This is a genomic window from Dactylosporangium vinaceum (assembly GCF_019904175.1).
GTDB classification, from domain to species: domain Bacteria; phylum Actinomycetota; class Actinomycetes; order Mycobacteriales; family Micromonosporaceae; genus Dactylosporangium; species Dactylosporangium vinaceum.
In genome coordinates, this window is record NZ_CP061913.1 from 10,479,008 (window position 1) to 10,493,034 (window position 14,027).

General features: G+C 70.9%; 14 protein-coding genes. 12 read left to right on the top strand and 2 right to left on the bottom strand.

Annotated features, from left to right (window positions below; translation table 11 throughout):
* The first annotated feature begins 1 nt into the window (after window position 1).
* The 9 genes from Dvina_RS47080 to Dvina_RS47120 all read left to right on the top strand — a co-directional run bounded on the left by Dvina_RS47080 (window position 2) and on the right by Dvina_RS47120 (window position 6,396).
* Window positions 2–775 (top strand): flagellar motor protein, encoded by a 774-nt coding sequence (locus tag Dvina_RS47080; protein ID WP_223098168.1) that lies wholly within the window; start codon window positions 2–4, stop codon window positions 773–775.
* A gap of 192 nt (window positions 776–967) precedes the next feature.
* Window positions 968–1,879 (top strand): OmpA/MotB family protein, encoded by a 912-nt coding sequence (locus tag Dvina_RS47085; protein ID WP_223098171.1) that lies wholly within the window; start codon window positions 968–970, stop codon window positions 1,877–1,879.
* A gap of 28 nt (window positions 1,880–1,907) precedes the next feature.
* On the top strand, window positions 1,908–2,366 hold the full coding sequence (locus Dvina_RS47090; RefSeq protein ID WP_223098174.1) for a flagellar basal body-associated FliL family protein: 459 nt from the start codon (window positions 1,908–1,910) through the stop codon (window positions 2,364–2,366).
* 150 nt (window positions 2,367–2,516) lie between these two features.
* Window positions 2,517–3,479 carry a flagellar motor switch protein FliM gene (locus Dvina_RS47095; protein ID WP_223098177.1) on the top strand — a complete coding sequence of 321 codons (963 nt, stop codon included), beginning with the start codon at window positions 2,517–2,519 and terminating at the stop codon, window positions 3,477–3,479.
* The gene (gene fliN / locus Dvina_RS47100; RefSeq protein ID WP_223098180.1) at window positions 3,476–4,228 is read left to right on the top strand and encodes a flagellar motor switch protein FliN; all 753 of its coding nucleotides are present in this window, start codon (window positions 3,476–3,478) and stop codon (window positions 4,226–4,228) included. The genes Dvina_RS47095 and fliN overlap by 4 nt, the downstream gene beginning before the upstream one ends.
* A 79-nt stretch (window positions 4,229–4,307) precedes the next feature.
* A complete protein-coding gene (locus Dvina_RS47105; RefSeq protein ID WP_223098183.1) occupies window positions 4,308–4,556 on the top strand; it encodes a flagellar biosynthetic protein FliO in 249 nt (82 codons plus the stop codon).
* Window positions 4,553–5,347 carry a flagellar type III secretion system pore protein FliP gene (gene fliP, locus Dvina_RS47110; RefSeq protein WP_223098188.1) on the top strand — a complete coding sequence of 265 codons (795 nt, stop codon included), beginning with the start codon at window positions 4,553–4,555 and terminating at the stop codon, window positions 5,345–5,347. The genes Dvina_RS47105 and fliP overlap by 4 nt, the downstream gene beginning before the upstream one ends.
* 16 nt (window positions 5,348–5,363) lie before the next feature.
* Window positions 5,364–5,639, top strand: a complete 276-nt coding sequence (locus tag Dvina_RS47115) for a flagellar biosynthetic protein FliQ (RefSeq protein WP_223098190.1) — start codon at window positions 5,364–5,366, stop codon at window positions 5,637–5,639.
* Window positions 5,629–6,396 carry a flagellar biosynthetic protein FliR gene (locus Dvina_RS47120; protein WP_223098193.1) on the top strand — a complete coding sequence of 256 codons (768 nt, stop codon included), beginning with the start codon at window positions 5,629–5,631 and terminating at the stop codon, window positions 6,394–6,396. The genes Dvina_RS47115 and Dvina_RS47120 overlap by 11 nt, the downstream gene beginning before the upstream one ends.
* Here the strand turns inward: Dvina_RS47120 and Dvina_RS47125 are convergent.
* A complete protein-coding gene (locus Dvina_RS47125) occupies window positions 6,386–7,474 on the bottom strand; it encodes an EscU/YscU/HrcU family type III secretion system export apparatus switch protein (RefSeq protein ID WP_223098195.1) in 1,089 nt (362 codons plus the stop codon). The two genes, Dvina_RS47120 and Dvina_RS47125, sit on opposite strands and share 11 nt — an antisense overlap.
* 18 nt (window positions 7,475–7,492) lie before the next feature.
* The gene (locus Dvina_RS47130) at window positions 7,493–8,746 is read right to left on the bottom strand and encodes an EAL and HDOD domain-containing protein (protein ID WP_246655783.1); all 1,254 of its coding nucleotides are present in this window, start codon (window positions 8,744–8,746) and stop codon (window positions 7,493–7,495) included.
* A gap of 109 nt (window positions 8,747–8,855) precedes the next feature.
* On the opposite strand from Dvina_RS47130, the gene flhA reads away from it, so the two are divergent.
* Genes flhA through Dvina_RS47145 form a run of 3 tightly spaced genes read left to right on the top strand, consistent with a single transcriptional unit; the run spans window position 8,856 to window position 14,006 of the window.
* Window positions 8,856–10,910 carry a flagellar biosynthesis protein FlhA gene (gene flhA / locus Dvina_RS47135; protein ID WP_223098198.1) on the top strand — a complete coding sequence of 685 codons (2,055 nt, stop codon included), beginning with the start codon at window positions 8,856–8,858 and terminating at the stop codon, window positions 10,908–10,910.
* A complete protein-coding gene (locus tag Dvina_RS47140) occupies window positions 10,888–13,692 on the top strand; it encodes a hypothetical protein (RefSeq protein ID WP_223098201.1) in 2,805 nt (934 codons plus the stop codon). The genes flhA and Dvina_RS47140 overlap by 23 nt, the downstream gene beginning before the upstream one ends.
* Complete coding sequence (locus Dvina_RS47145) at window positions 13,692–14,006, top strand: hypothetical protein (protein WP_223098203.1); 315 nt, start codon at window positions 13,692–13,694, stop codon at window positions 14,004–14,006. Before Dvina_RS47140 ends, Dvina_RS47145 begins: the two co-directional genes overlap by 1 nt.
* Window positions 14,007–14,027: the final 21 nt, after the last annotated feature.

Consider the following 14,027-nt stretch of genomic DNA (forward strand, 5'->3'; position numbering starts at 1 on the left):
AATGGATCCGGCAACTATCGCTGGCATCGTCCTCGCCTTCGTCGCGATCTTCGCCGCGATGATCCTGGAGGGCGGCAGCCCCGGGTCGATCTTCCTGGTCGCGCCGCTGGTGCTGGTGTTCGTCGGCACCCTCGGCGCGGCCATGGCCGGCGGCATGCTCAAGGACACGATCGCGCTCGTCGACTCGCTCAAGCGGGTGACGCTGAGCAAGTCGGCGACCTACGACACGCTCGTGGAAGACATCGTGAAGCTCGCCGAGAAGGCGCGGCGCGAGGGTCTGCTGGCGCTGGAGGACGCGATGAAGGAGGTGCAGGACCCGTTTCTCAAGAAGGGCCTGCAGCTCGCGATCGACGGCACCGACTCCGAGGAGCTCGCCGGGATCCTCGAGGCCGAGGTCGACGCGAAGAAGAAGGCCGACAAGCAGGCCGCGGCGATCTTCACGGCCATGGGTGGTTACGCGCCCACCATCGGCATCATCGGCACCGTCATCGGCCTGATCCACGTGCTGGAGAACCTGAGCGAGCCGGCCAAGCTGGGTGAGCTGATCGCGAGCGCGTTCGTGGCCACGCTGTGGGGCGTGCTGTCGGCAAACGTCATCTGGCTGCCGATGGGCGCCAAGATGAAGCGCCTGTCCGAGATCGAGTGCGGGCAGATGGAGCTGGTCATCGCGGGCATCATCAACATCCAGGCCGGCGCCAACCCGCGCCTGGTCGCGCAGAAGCTGCGCAGCCTCCTGCCTCCGGGCGCGGTCAAGGAGGAGAAGAAGGCGGCCTGATGACCGGCTGGATCGCGAGTCGGGGATGTCGGGCGCACCCGCGCCCGACATTTCGCGTCCGCGGGGCCGAGACCGGAGCAGGCCGGTAACCGCAGCACACCGGCCCGGCAACCGGGCGGCACTCGGGTGTCCCCCGGTCGGACCGATGTGAACCCCGACGGCGTTACAACGACCTGGAGGGGGGCTGCCACGATGTCCGGTGGTGGACACGCGGCGAAGGCCGGCGCGCACACGAAGCACAAGAAGGGCGGCCACGAGGAGGAGGAGCACGAGAACCACGAGCGGTGGCTGGTCTCTTACGCGGACATGATGACCCTGCTCATGGTGCTGTTCATCGTGCTGTTCGCCATCTCCCAGGTCGACCAGAAGAAGTTCGCCGAACTCAAGAACGGCCTCGCCGTCGGCTTCGGCAACCCCTCCGTCGCGTTCGAGGGCGGCGAGGCCAGCCTCATCGAGTCCTCCGACTCCAACAGCCCCATGGACCTCTCCTCCGGCATCGGCGGCACCACCTCCGACGCCACCGCCGTCCAGGACGCCGTCCAGGCCAAAGAACGCTCCGCCGCCTCCAAACGCCAGGCCGCCGCCGCCGCCGAGGTCAAGGACTACGAAAAGATCAAAGCCGAGATCACCGCCGAACTCACCAAACACGGCCTGCAAGACCAGGTCAAATACTCCATCGACGAACGCGGCCTCGTCGTCACCATCGTCACCACCGGCATCGTGTTCAACGGCAACGAGGCCACCCTCCTGCCCGCCGGCCAGCACATCATCGACAGCGTCGGACCCGCCATCGCCAAACTCCCCAACAAACTCGAGGTCGACGGCCACACCAACCAACTCTCCGCCGGCACCGGCACCTACCCCTCCGGCTGGGAACTGTCCTCCGCCCGCGCCAGCGCCGTCGTGCGCATGCTCCACACCGACGCCAACATCCCCGACAACCGCCTCCAAGCCGTCGGCTTCGCCGACACCAAACCCCTCTACCCCACCACCGATGCCCGCGCCGCCGACCTGAACCGCCGCGTCGAGGTCATCGTCCTGTCCAACCTGCCGGCCGACACCCGGGCCCTGCTGCCCTCGGCCGCCGGCACCACCACCAGCTGACACCACGCCCGACGAGGAGGCACCGGCCATGGCCAAGGACGACGAGAAGACCACCGAGGAAGCCCCCGCCAAGGGCGGCAAGAAAAAGTTGATCATCATCGCGGCGGTCGCCCTGGTCGCCCTGCTCGGCGGCGGCTTCGCCGGGTACAAGATCTTCTCGCCCAAGAAGGTCGAGGCCGAGCCGGCCCCGACGCCGGGCGTCGTGTCGGTGCTGGACGCGATCACGATCAACCTGGCCGACGGGCACTACCTGAAGCTCAAGATGACGCTGCAGGCCACCACCGAGGCCGCCGAGGCCCCGGACGGCTCCAAGGCGCTGGACATCGCGATCGAGCTGTTCAGCAACCAGAGCCAGGACAAGCTCCTGACCGCCGAGGGCCGTGAGGCCGCGAAGAAGGAGCTCGTGGCGCGGGTCGTGAAGGCGTACACGGAGGACAAGAAGAAAGAGGTAATGGACGTCTACTTCACCACGTTTGTGATTCAGTAGCGGGAAGCACCGCAACCGGACCTGGGGGTTTCCGAAGAAACCTTCAGGTCCGTTTCGGCCGTTTTACGTCAACTTGCTCCCGAAAAGGCCGATGGTAAGAGAGTGACGCAGTCAACGTCCGCGACCGGGGGTGGCCGCACGCCGGGCAGGATGTCCCGGCGTGGGGGCAAGAGCTCCGGCCCGGAGCCGTATGACTTCCGTCGCCCGACCAAGCTCTCCCGGGAGCACATCCGAACCCTGCAGATCGCCTACGAGACCTTCGCCCGCCAGTACGCCACGCTGCTGACGACGAGCCTGCGCGCCGTGTCGTCGATCAGCCTGATCTCGATCGAACAGCTCACCTACGACGAGTACATCTCCGGCCTGTCGAGCCCGACGGTTGTCGCGATGTTCTCGATCGAGCCTCTGCCCGGCACCGCGATTCTGGAGTTCTCCCTGAGCACGGCCATGGCCTGCATCGACCACATGCTGGGCGGCCCCGGCGGCCCGCAGCCGCAGCGCCCGCTGAGCGACATCGAAATGCCGTTGCTGCACGGCCTCATCGATCGCACGCTCGGCGAGCTGCGGTACGCCTTCGAGGGCATCGTGGCGCTGCGGCCGCAGATGACGACCATCGAGTACAACCCCCAGTTCGCCCAGGCCGGCGCCGCCTCCGACGCGGTAATCGTGTCGTCGTTCGAGATGCGGGTGGGCACCGAGGAGTGCGTGGCCTCGATCTGCCTGCCGTTCGGATCGATCTTCCCGAAGCTGCAGGGCGAGCGCGGCGAGGGCGTGCTGACGGATGCGCAGCGGGCGGCCCGCGAGGCCGCGTACCGTAATGTCGTCGCCGGCCTGGAAGGTGCCCCGATCGAGGTCTCCGTCCGGTTCCAGCCGGTGCGGATGCACCCCGCCGACCTCATCGGGCTGCAGCCCGGCGACGTGGTCCCGCTGGCCCACACGACGTCCACGCCGCTGGCCGTCGTGACCGCGGACATCACGTTCGCCCACGCCGTGCCGGGCGCGCAGGGCAACCGCATGGCCTGCCTGGTGGTGCCGAGCCCCCAGCCCGGCCAACGCCCCACCGCCGTGGGGCAACTCGGCATGATGAACCGCGCTGAGGAGACCAACCGATGACGATCGGTACCAACGAGGCCACGCTGGCCCGCGCCGAGTCGGCGGCCCAGGCCGCCGTCGCGCTGCTGCCCGCCAGCTCTCCGCTCTCCGTCGGTGCACCCACGCAGAACGCCGCCGAGCTGGCCATCACCGGCCAGTCCGTGCGGGCCCGCTTCGCCGGCGCGGCGCAGGGCGAGGTCGCGATCGTCGTCACCCAGGACCTCGTCGAGGCGCTGGCCAACTCCCCCATGGGCAGCCTGGATCTCAGCCAGGCCGTGCGCCCGGCCCTGGAGGCGGCCGCGGCCGTCGTCGGGCCCGTCGTGGTCGACCCGGGCGAGCTGCTGGAGCCGGCGCAGGCCCTCGCCGCACTCATCGCCGCCGGCGGCGTCCTGGTCCCGCTGGAGGCCGGTGAGCTCGGGGTCCAGGCCGTCGTCGGGCTCGCGGTCGCGGTGGAGGTGCCGGGCGCCGACGGCGGCGACGCCGGGGACCCGGGCGACCGCTCCGAGCGGGCCCGCGGCGGCCCGCCCGCGTTCGACCTGCTGCACGACGTCGAGATGGAGGTCACCGCCGAGCTCGGACGGACCCGGATGAGCGTGCGGGAGCTGCTCTCGCTGGCGCCGGGCGCGGTGATCGAGCTCGACCGGGCCGCCGGCGGCCCGGCCGACCTGCTTGTCAACGGGCGGCTCATCGCCCGCGGCGAGGTGGTCGTGATCGACGAGAACTTCGGCATCCGGATCACCGAGATCGTCGGCGCGAGCGACCGGGCCTGACCGGTAAGCGATCACCATGGAACTCGTACTCCGCGTATTGTGCTCACTCACAGTAGTGTTCGCGATACTCTGGGCTCTCATGCGGCTGGCCCGGCGCCCGCTGAGCGGCCGCAGCGGAGGAGCCCTCACCGTGGTCGCACGCCAGCAGCTCAGCCGCGGTTCGTCGGTCGCGGTCGTCAAGGTCGCCGACCGGGCGCTCGTGCTCGGGGTCAGCGACGCCGGGGTGTCGCTGCTGGCCGACGCCGACGCCGCGCTGTTCCCGGAGCCCGAGCCGGCCGAGAATCCGGTCGGCCAGGCACTCAGGCTGCTGCGGAAGAGCACGCCGTGAAGCGTCTGGCGGCACTGGTACTGCTCCTGCTCACCCTGACGCTCCTGGCGTCACCGGGCATCGCCGGAGCCGTGCCGACGCCGAAGCCACCGGCGACACCGACCGCGCCAGTGGTCGACGGCAACCCCGACGGCACCGTCAACATCGACGTCAACGGCGTGAAGCCGAGCCAGTCCATCACGATCCTGGTCGCCCTGACGCTGCTGTCGGTCGCCCCGGCGCTGCTGCTCACGATGACCAGCTTCACGAAGGTCTTCGTCGTGCTCAGCATCACCCGCAACGCGCTGGGCCTGAGCAACGTCCCGCCCAACCAGGTGATCGCCGGCCTGGCCCTGTTCATCAGCCTGTTCATCATGTCGCCGGTGCTGTCCGGCGTGAACAAGGACGGCGTGCAGCCCTACCTCAAGGGCGAGAAGACCCAGTCGGTGGCGTTCAAGGACGGCTCGGCGCCCCTGCGCGACTTCATGCTCAAGCAGACGCGCAAGGACGAGATCGCGCTGTTCACCAAGATCGCCGACCGGCCCGCGCCGAAGAACAAGAACGACGTGCCGATGACGACGCTCATCCCCGCCTTCGTGCTCTCGGAGCTGCGGGCCGCGTTCATCATCGGCTTCGTCATCTACATCCCGTTCCTGGTGATCGACATGGTGGTCTCGGCCGCCCTGATGTCCCTGGGCATGATGATGCTGCCGCCGGTCACGATCGCCCTGCCCTTCAAGCTCCTGCTGTTCGTGCTGGTCAACGGGTGGGGCCTGATCATCACCGCGCTCGTCGCCAGCTATCACGGCTGATCGGAGTACACCCGACATGACCGACACGAAAATCATCGAACTCGCCGTCCAGGCCATGACCATCGCGGCCAAGCTCGGCGCGCCGATCCTGCTCACCGCACTCGTCGTCGGCTTCGCGGTGTCGCTGTTCCAGTCAGTCACCCAGATCCAGGAGAGCACGCTGAGCTTCGTGCCGAAGGCCGCCGCCATCGGGGCCGCCCTGATCATGTCCGGCAACTGGATGCTGCACGAGATGATCGTGTACACCGAGCAGCTCTACGCCCAGATCCCCGACCTGATCAATGGCGCTTGACCTCTCGCTCAGCACCGTCATCGCGATCCTGCTGGCCTCCATCCGGGCCGGCGTGTGGCTGGCCCTGTGCCCGCCGTTCAGCAACAAGGGCACGCCGACGACGGTGAAGGGCCTGCTCTCCATCGCGATCGCGCTGCCGCTCGCGCCGAAGCTGGCGACCCAGGTGCCGCCGGAGATCTCGACGGGCTTCCTCGTCACCAACGCGATCGAGCAGGCCGCGGTCGGCGCGGCGCTGGCCTTCCTGACCATGCTGATCTTCGCCGCCACCCAGATCGCGGGCAACCTCATCGACCTCGTCGGCGGCTTCACGCTCGCCTTCGCGCTCGACCCGTTCTCGCTGCAGGGCAACGCGGTCTTCGGCCGGTTCTACGGCCTGATCACCATGGCCATCATGTACGCCACCGACGCCCACCAGCTGATCCTGCGCGGCTTCACGTCGTCGTACACCGCGATCCCGCTCAACGGCACGATGGACATGACCCACTTCACGCGGCTTGTCACCACCGGCACGGCCCAGATGTTTCTGGCCGGGCTGCAGATCTCGGCCCCGCTGATCGGGATCATGCTGGCCGTCGACGTCGCCCTGGGCCTGCTCACCCGGGCCGCCCCCGCGCTGAACCCGTTCTCCTTCGGCTATCCGGCGAAGATCTTCCTGACCCTCTCCATCGCCGGTACCGCGATGATGCTGCTGCCCAACGCGATGGCGAACCTGACCACCCGCGCCATCAACCTGGTCCTGGAGCTGTTCAATCGGTAGCCGCGCCGAGCACGTTGGTGTGCACGCCGGCCGCGGAGCCCTTCGACTTGAGCAGCATGATGAAGGCGAGCACCCGGGCGACCGCGCCGAAGAGCTCGGCCGGGATCTCGTCGCCCACCTCGCACGCCGACCACAGCGCCCGGGCCAGCGGCACGTCCTGCACCACCGGCACCCGGTGCTCGGTGGCGAGCTCACGGATTTTCGCCGCGACGAGCTCGGCGCCCTTCGCCACGACCCGCGGCGCGCCCTTGTCCGGCTCATACTTCAGGGCGACGGCCACGTGCGTCGGGTTCACCACCACCACGTCGGCCCGGGGCACGTCCGACATCATCCGCTGGCGGGCCATCGCGTGCTGCCGGGCCCGGATCTGGCCCTTGACGTGCGGGTCGCCCTCGGACTTCTTGTGCTCCTCCTTGACCTCTTCCTTCGACATCTTCAGCTGCTTGTTGACGCGGCGCTTGGCCACGAAGTAGTCGGCGAAGGCGAGGACGAGGCCTGTCGCGGCGGCGATCTGCACGACGTGCATCACGGTGCCCGCGACCATGGCGATGACCGTCTGGAGGGGCACCGCCGTCGCCGCCAGCAGCGCGGGGACGAGCGTCTTCATCGAGTTGTAGACGACCAGGCCGAGCACCAGGACCTTGGCCAGCGACTTCACCGTCTCCCACAGGGCCTGGCCGCCGAACGTCTTCTTCAGGCCCTTGAACGGGTTGAGCCGCTTGAAGTCGGGCTTGAACAGCTTCGTCGCCGGGCGCAGGCCGCCCTGGGCCGCCGCGGCCAGGATGACGAACGCGAACAGCCCCACGGTGATCGGCGCGGCGATCACGACCAGGTCCCAGGCCGCGGCCTTGACGAGCCCGAACGCCTTGGCCGGCTCCGGGTCGACGAACGACTGGGTGCTCTCGTTGAACAGCCGCTGCGTGCGGGTCGCCAGCTCCGTGGCCGTGTGCGGGATCAGGAAGCTGGCCAGCAGCACGCCGCCCCACGCGCCCAGATCCGGGGTGCGGGCCCGGGTGCCCTCGCGCCGCGCCTGCCGTTTCTTCTGCTCGGTAGGCTGCTCGGTCTTCTCACCGGCCACTGACGAGCGACCTCCCGGTTACGCCGGGCCGGTGCCCAGCGCGCCCTCGATGGTCTTCATCGACCAGCCGACGGCCGCCAGGTAGGCCTTGGCCAGCTCGCTCGACGAGACCGGCGAGGCGGCCAGGGCCTGCTCGTCGGCGAGCTCGTAGGCGCGGACCGTGGCCAGCACCTGCCCCAGCCGGCCGTGGCCGTCGACGAGCGCCTCCACGATCTCCACCGTCAGCGGCAGCCGGTTGGCGATCTCGGCGATCGGCTCGGCGATCAGCTCGGCCACCCCGGCCAGCAGCCCCACGGTGAACGCGGCCTCGCCGGAGAGCCCGAGCCGCTCGGCGACGGTCTGGCAGAGCCGGGCCCGGGCCATCGTGCTCGACAGCTGCTCCTCGCTCGCCGACTCGGCGACGTCACTGACGAGCATGAGCGCGGCCCACTGCCGGATCTTCGCCGAGCCCAGCAGGACTACCGCGTCCCGGACCGACGCGACCTTGCGTGGCAGCCCGCTCGCGGCCGAGTTCGTCGCGCGCAGCACGCGGTACGACAGCGCCGGGTCGCTCTGGACGATCGACGCGACCTTCGTGAGATCCGCGTCCTCGGCCGTGACCGCACCGAGCAGCTCCAGCCTCCGCAGTCGCGACGGGGACAGCGCGACCGCGCTGAGCACCTGGGGCCGGCCGACCGCGTAGCCCTGCAGCAGGTCGAAGCCGAACCGCTTGGCCAGCATGATGTGCTCTTCGCTCTCGAGGCGCTCCGCGACGAGCTTCACCCCCGGGTAGCGCCGGCACTGCTCGACCACCGCGGCCAGCTCGTCGGGCTCCCGGATCAGCAGGTCGAGCTTGACGTACGCGGCCAGCCCCAGCAGCCGCTCGTGACCCAGCCCGAACACGAAGTCGTCGAGCGCGATCTCGTAGCCCTGCTCGACCAGGCGGGCCGTGCCCGAGAGCACCGCGCCGTCGATCTCGACGGTCTCGAGGATCTCCAGGATCGCGTGGTCGGGGTCGAACGGCAGCGGCAGATCTCCGACCAGGAACTCGCGGGTCAGGTTGATGAAGCACTTGCGCCCGCCGACGAGCTGCTCCAGGCCGAACTCCGTGAACGCGTTGACGATGACCTGGCTCGTCGCGTACGAGCTGCGGCGGGTGGCCTCCAGGTCCTCGGAGGCGCCGCGGAAGAGCAGCTCGTAACCCACGACGTGGCCGCCCCAGTCATAGATGGGCTGGCGGCCGATGTGCACCAGCTGAGTGGAGTCGCGGGAGGAGGTTGCTGCGGGCTGCACGCAGGACCGATCGGCACCGGCTCCGGCAACCAAAGAAAAACCTCAGAACTACCCGTTCACGACCGATCAGGTGGACAACGACCAGAGGTCCGGGAAGGAACAGCGGGCGGTGCCGAAGCGGCTTTCGCAGTACGTCGTGCCGATCGGCATCGTGCTCATCATCCTCATGATGGTCGTGCCGCTGCCCGCGTTCGTGCTCGACGCGCTGATCGCCGCCAACATCACACTGGCGCTCACGATCGTGCTCGTCAGCATGTACGTCAAGCGCGCCCTGGACTTCTCGTCGTTCCCGTCGCTGCTGCTGATCGCGACGCTGTTCCGGCTGGCCCTCAACATCAGCGCGACCCGGCTGGTGCTCACCAACGGCTTCGCCGGCCACGTCATCGACGCGTTCGGCCACTTCGTCGTCGGCGGCTCGCTCATCGTCGGCCTGGTCATCTTCCTGATCCTGTTCATCATCCAGTTCATCGTCATCACCAAGGGCGCCGAGCGGGTCGCCGAGGTCGGCGCCCGGTTCACCCTCGACGCCATGCCCGGCAAGCAGATGGCGATCGACGCCGACCTCAACGCCGGCCTGATCGACGAGGCGACCGCGCGCAAGCGGCGCACCGAGGTCACCTCCGAGGCGAGCTTCTACGGCGCGATGGACGGTGCGTCGAAGTTCGTCAAGGGCGACGCGATCGCGGCCATCATCATCACGATGGTCAACCTGGTCGGCGGCTTCGCGATCGGCATGCTGCAGCGCGGCCTGTCGCCGCAGGACTCGATCACGACGTACTCCCTGCTGTCCGTCGGCGACGGCCTGGTCTCGCAGATCCCGGCGCTGCTGCTGTCGGTCGCCACCGGCCTCATCGTGACCCGCTCGGCCAACGACGGCGACATGGGCTCGACGGTGAGCAAGCAGCTCAGCCAGCACCGCAACGCCCTGCTCATCGCCGGCGGCGCGGCCCTGGCGCTGTGCCTGGTGCCGGGCCTGCCGAAGCTGCCGTTCCTCATCGCCGGCGGCGGCGTGCTGGCCATCGCGCTGCGGCTGCCGAAGCAGACCGGCGAGCCGAGCGCGGAGGAGCAGGCCGCGATCGCCGCCGCCGAGGCCGAGGCGCCGCCGCCCGACCCGACCGAGGTGCTGCTGGGCGAGATGCGCGTCGACCCGCTCGAGCTCGCCCTCGCCCCCGACCTCGTCGACCTCGTCGAGGCCAGCGGCGGCGACCTCCTCGAGCGGGTCCGCGCGCTGCGCCGCAAGGTCGCCCTCGAGCTCGGCATCGTGATGCCGCCCGTGCGCACCCGCGACGACCTGGACCTGCCGCTGTCGCACTACGTGGTGCGCATCAGCGGCGTCGAGGTCGGCCGCGGCCAGGCCCCGCCGGGCACCGTCCTGGCCATCGGTGAGGGCCTCGACTTCCTGCCCGGCCGGGCCGGCGTCGAGCCCGTCTTCGGCCTGGCCGGCAAGTGGGTGCCGGCCGAGCTGCGCCACCAGGCCGACCTCACCGGGGCCACCGTCGTCGACCGCGCGTCGGTCATCATCACGCACCTGGCCGAGATCGTCCGGGTCCACGCCAGCCGCCTGCTCGGCCGCGAGGACGTGCGCGCCCTCACCGAGATCGTCAAGCGCTCGCACCCGGTCGTCGTCGAGGAGCTCACCCCGGCCGCGCTCAGCCTGGGCCAGGTCCAGCAGGTCCTGCAGGCGATGCTCGACGAGGGCGTGCCGATCCGCGACCTGGTCCGCATCTACGAGGCGCTGTCGCTGCAGGCGAAGCACTCCACCGACCCCGACGGCCTGCTCGAGGCGGCCCGTGCGTCTCTGGGCCCGGCCATTGCCAACCGCTACTCGCAGGACGGCACGCTCACCGCCATCACCCTGGAGCCGCGGCTGGAGCAGCAGCTGCTGGAGTCGATGCGCCCCACCGACAACGGCCTGCAGCTGCTCATCGACACCGGCCGCGCCGAGTCGATGCTGGCCGACCTCACGCGCCTGACCGAACAGGGCGAGGAGCGCGGCGTCAGCCCCGTTCTGGTCTGCTCACCACAACTGCGCAATGCATTGCGCCGCCTGGTGCAGATGGCGCTACCGCGTTTGCCGGTTTTGTCGTACTCAGAGATCACCGGGAGTACGCTGCGAATTGAGACTATTGGGGTGGTGAACGGTGCCTACCCGGTTGCTGCTTGAAGGTCGTGACCTCGAGGAACTGCTCGCGCAAGTGCGCGACGAACACGGGCCCGACGCTGTCATCATCTCGGCCGAAAAGGTCCGTTCCGGTGGCGTCGGCGGTCTTTTCGGCACGCAGAAATACGAGCTGACCGTCGAGATCCCCGACCCCGGCGAGGCCGTTTCCGCCCCCGCTGAGTCCACTCCATCATCCGCACCGGCCACCGGCCAAGACGACACGCCGAAACGCCAGATCAGCATCGAAGATTTGGCGGCAATGGCGGACGCGGCCGAACGCCGGGGCGAAAACCCCACCGCCGCCTCGGCCTTCGCCGAGCTGCTGGCCGAAGAGCAGAAAACCGCGGCGACTGTACTGCCGCAGCGCCCGGCGACAGCCGCCGACGCCCTCAACAGACTGCTGTCGGGCGCCGCGGACCAGACAGCACCGAACGACCGGACCGAGTCCGCGGCCCCGTCGGTGCGCCCCATCCGCGCAGGGGCCGACCAGCCGGTGGCCAAACTGGGCCGGCCCACACCCCCACCTCCGGCGGCCGCCCAGGCCACCGCCCAGATGTCCGCCGCACCGGCCCGCTCGACCACGCCGCCGGCCGCACCGGCCGCGCAAGCCGCCGCGCAGAAGCCGGCGACCGTCCGCTCCGCCGCACCGGCCGCGGCCGCGCCGACGCCTCCGGCCGCCCCGGCGCCTCCGGCGAGCCCGGCCGCCCGCGCGAGCGCTCCACCGGCCAAGCAGGCCACGAAGCCGGCACCGCCCAAGGCGGGCGCCGGCGGCCCGGCCGCGGTCGCCGCCGAAAAGCCTCCTGCGAAGACGCCGCCAGTCGCGCCCGGTGCCGACCCGAGGGCGTCCACCCCGGCCAAGGCCCCCGAGCCGAAGCCGGCGCCGCCGCCGATCGTCAAGCCGGTGACCGCTCCCCCGGCCGGCTGGACTCCCGCGAACCCGCCGACGATCCGCCCGGCCTCCCCGCCGCCGGCACCCACCGCGCCGGCGCCTGTCCCCACCGCGCCTGTCTCTACCGCGCCGGCCGCCTTCCCGCCGCCCGCCCCCGCTGCGCCGGCCGCCTTCCCGCCGCCGGCCGTCGACCATCCGCCGTCGGTCGCCGGCTTCTCGCCGTCGGCGGTGGGTGCGTTCCCGCCGCCGGTCGTCGATCCGGTGACGGCCTCGGCGATGGAGGCCGGGTGGCCGCCGGGCCGGGTGCCCGGGATCGATGTCGACTGGAGCCGGCTGGAGCAGGACTGGCTGCGCGACGAGCCGGACGTCCGGAGTGCACAACGGCGTGCGCTGCGGGACTTCACCGCAAGCCCGGCCGCCCCGGCCTGGGCGCGCCCGTCGACCGGATCGGGCCCGCCACCGCCGCTCGGCGTGCCCATGGCCACCGGCGATGCCCTGCGCAGTGCGTCGGGGCGGCGGGCGGGCGGCCGGTTCGCGCCGCCGCCGGAGTTCGCGCGGCAGCAGGGGTACCCGGCGTCGCAGCGGTACCCGGCCCGCGGCTACGCCGGGCCGGCTGACCTCGGCACGCCCGGGTTCGCCGCGCCGCCCGGGCCCGGCGGCTCACGGTTCCCCGCACCACCGGAGTTCGGCGCGCCCGGGTACTCCCCGTTGGGGCTCGGCGCGCCGGAGGGCACCGGACCGTACGGGTTCACCGCACCATCGGGGCCGGCCGCACCGTCGCGGCCGGGCCGGGCTCCGAGGGCCGCCGCATCGTCGCGGCCGGCGCTGCGGGACCCGGGCCCTCTACCGCCGCCACCGACCCGGGCAGCGTCGCTCGGGCTGCTCGGCGGCGCGTTCCCGCGGGGCCCGGTGCCCCCGCCGCCGGCGTGGACCGGCAGCACCACGGCACACCTCGAGCGGCCGACGGGGCCGCCCGGACCGGACGGGTCGCCGTACGACTACGGCGACGCCGAAGCTGATGGACCAAACCGAAGTGAGCCGGCCCAGATCCGGCCGACCGATTCCCGCCAGGAGTCCCTAATGCCTGTTGAAGCGACCGCCACGGTGGAGAAGCCGCGTACGCCGCCCGCAAGTGAGCGGCTCGGCGGCGCCTACGCCCAGCAAACCTCCGCGGCCGCCGAGGCCGCCGCGGCCATGGCCGAGAAGGGCGAGCGCGCGGACCGGAGCGCGAACGGCAGCAGCGGCGGTGCCACGGTGCTGGCGCGGAAGTTGCAGTCACTGGGAGTACCCACGGATATTGCTGTGGGGGCTTCCACGGGCGACACCTATGGGGCCATCGTCGAGGCGTTCACGGCGCTTCCGGTCGCCGACCCGGCGCCCGACGCACCCGGCGAGACCCTCATCGTGGTGGGCGAGTCCACGCACGCCATGGAGGTCGCCCGGTTCGTCGCCGAGGCGCAGCGGCTCGACGCCGAGCACATCCTCTTCGCCGGGCGCAACGCGGCGGCCGCGGGCATCGACGGCAAGCGGCGCATCACCGGTGCGCACGACGCCCGGCTGTGGGCCAAGAAGCTGCGCAAGTCCGACGCGCCGAGCGTTGTCGCGGTCGAGGCCGCCCTGGACGAGGCGACGTGGGCGGCGGCGATCGTTGAGGCGGTCCGGCCGGTCGCGGTCTGGGTCGTCGTCGACGCGAGCCGCAAGACCTCCGACGTCGCCCACCACCTGCAGGGCCTGCGCCGCGTCGACGCGATCTGCCTGCGCGGCACCGGCTCGAGCGGCGACCCGGCGAGCCCGCTGTCGCTGCGGGTGCCGGTGGCGCTGCTCGACGGCCGCCCCTCGACCCCGTTCCAGTGGGCGGCGATGCTGTGCGAGCGGTTGAGCCTGGTGGGCGAGTAATGCTGGGGATGGCGCGCTACTCGACGCTGTTCCTGGCGTTGGTGATCGCGTCCCCGGCGCTCTACGCCGGCTTCGTCACCCACCAGCTCGACGTGCAGACGGCCCTTCTGCGCCTGCTCATCGCGGTGCCCGTGGCGGCCATCATGCTCGGCGTCTTCCGGATGATCACGCGGGGGTACGGCCGCCAGCCCGACGAGCCCCGCAAGCCCGCGGAGCCGGGCGAGGGCCAGCCGGAGCCGGGCGCCGACGACCCGCTGCGCGCCGAGGCGGTCGCGGGCGAGCCGTTCCCGCAGCGGCGGTCGGAAGACGGCTGAGCTGGACACGGCTGAGCTGGA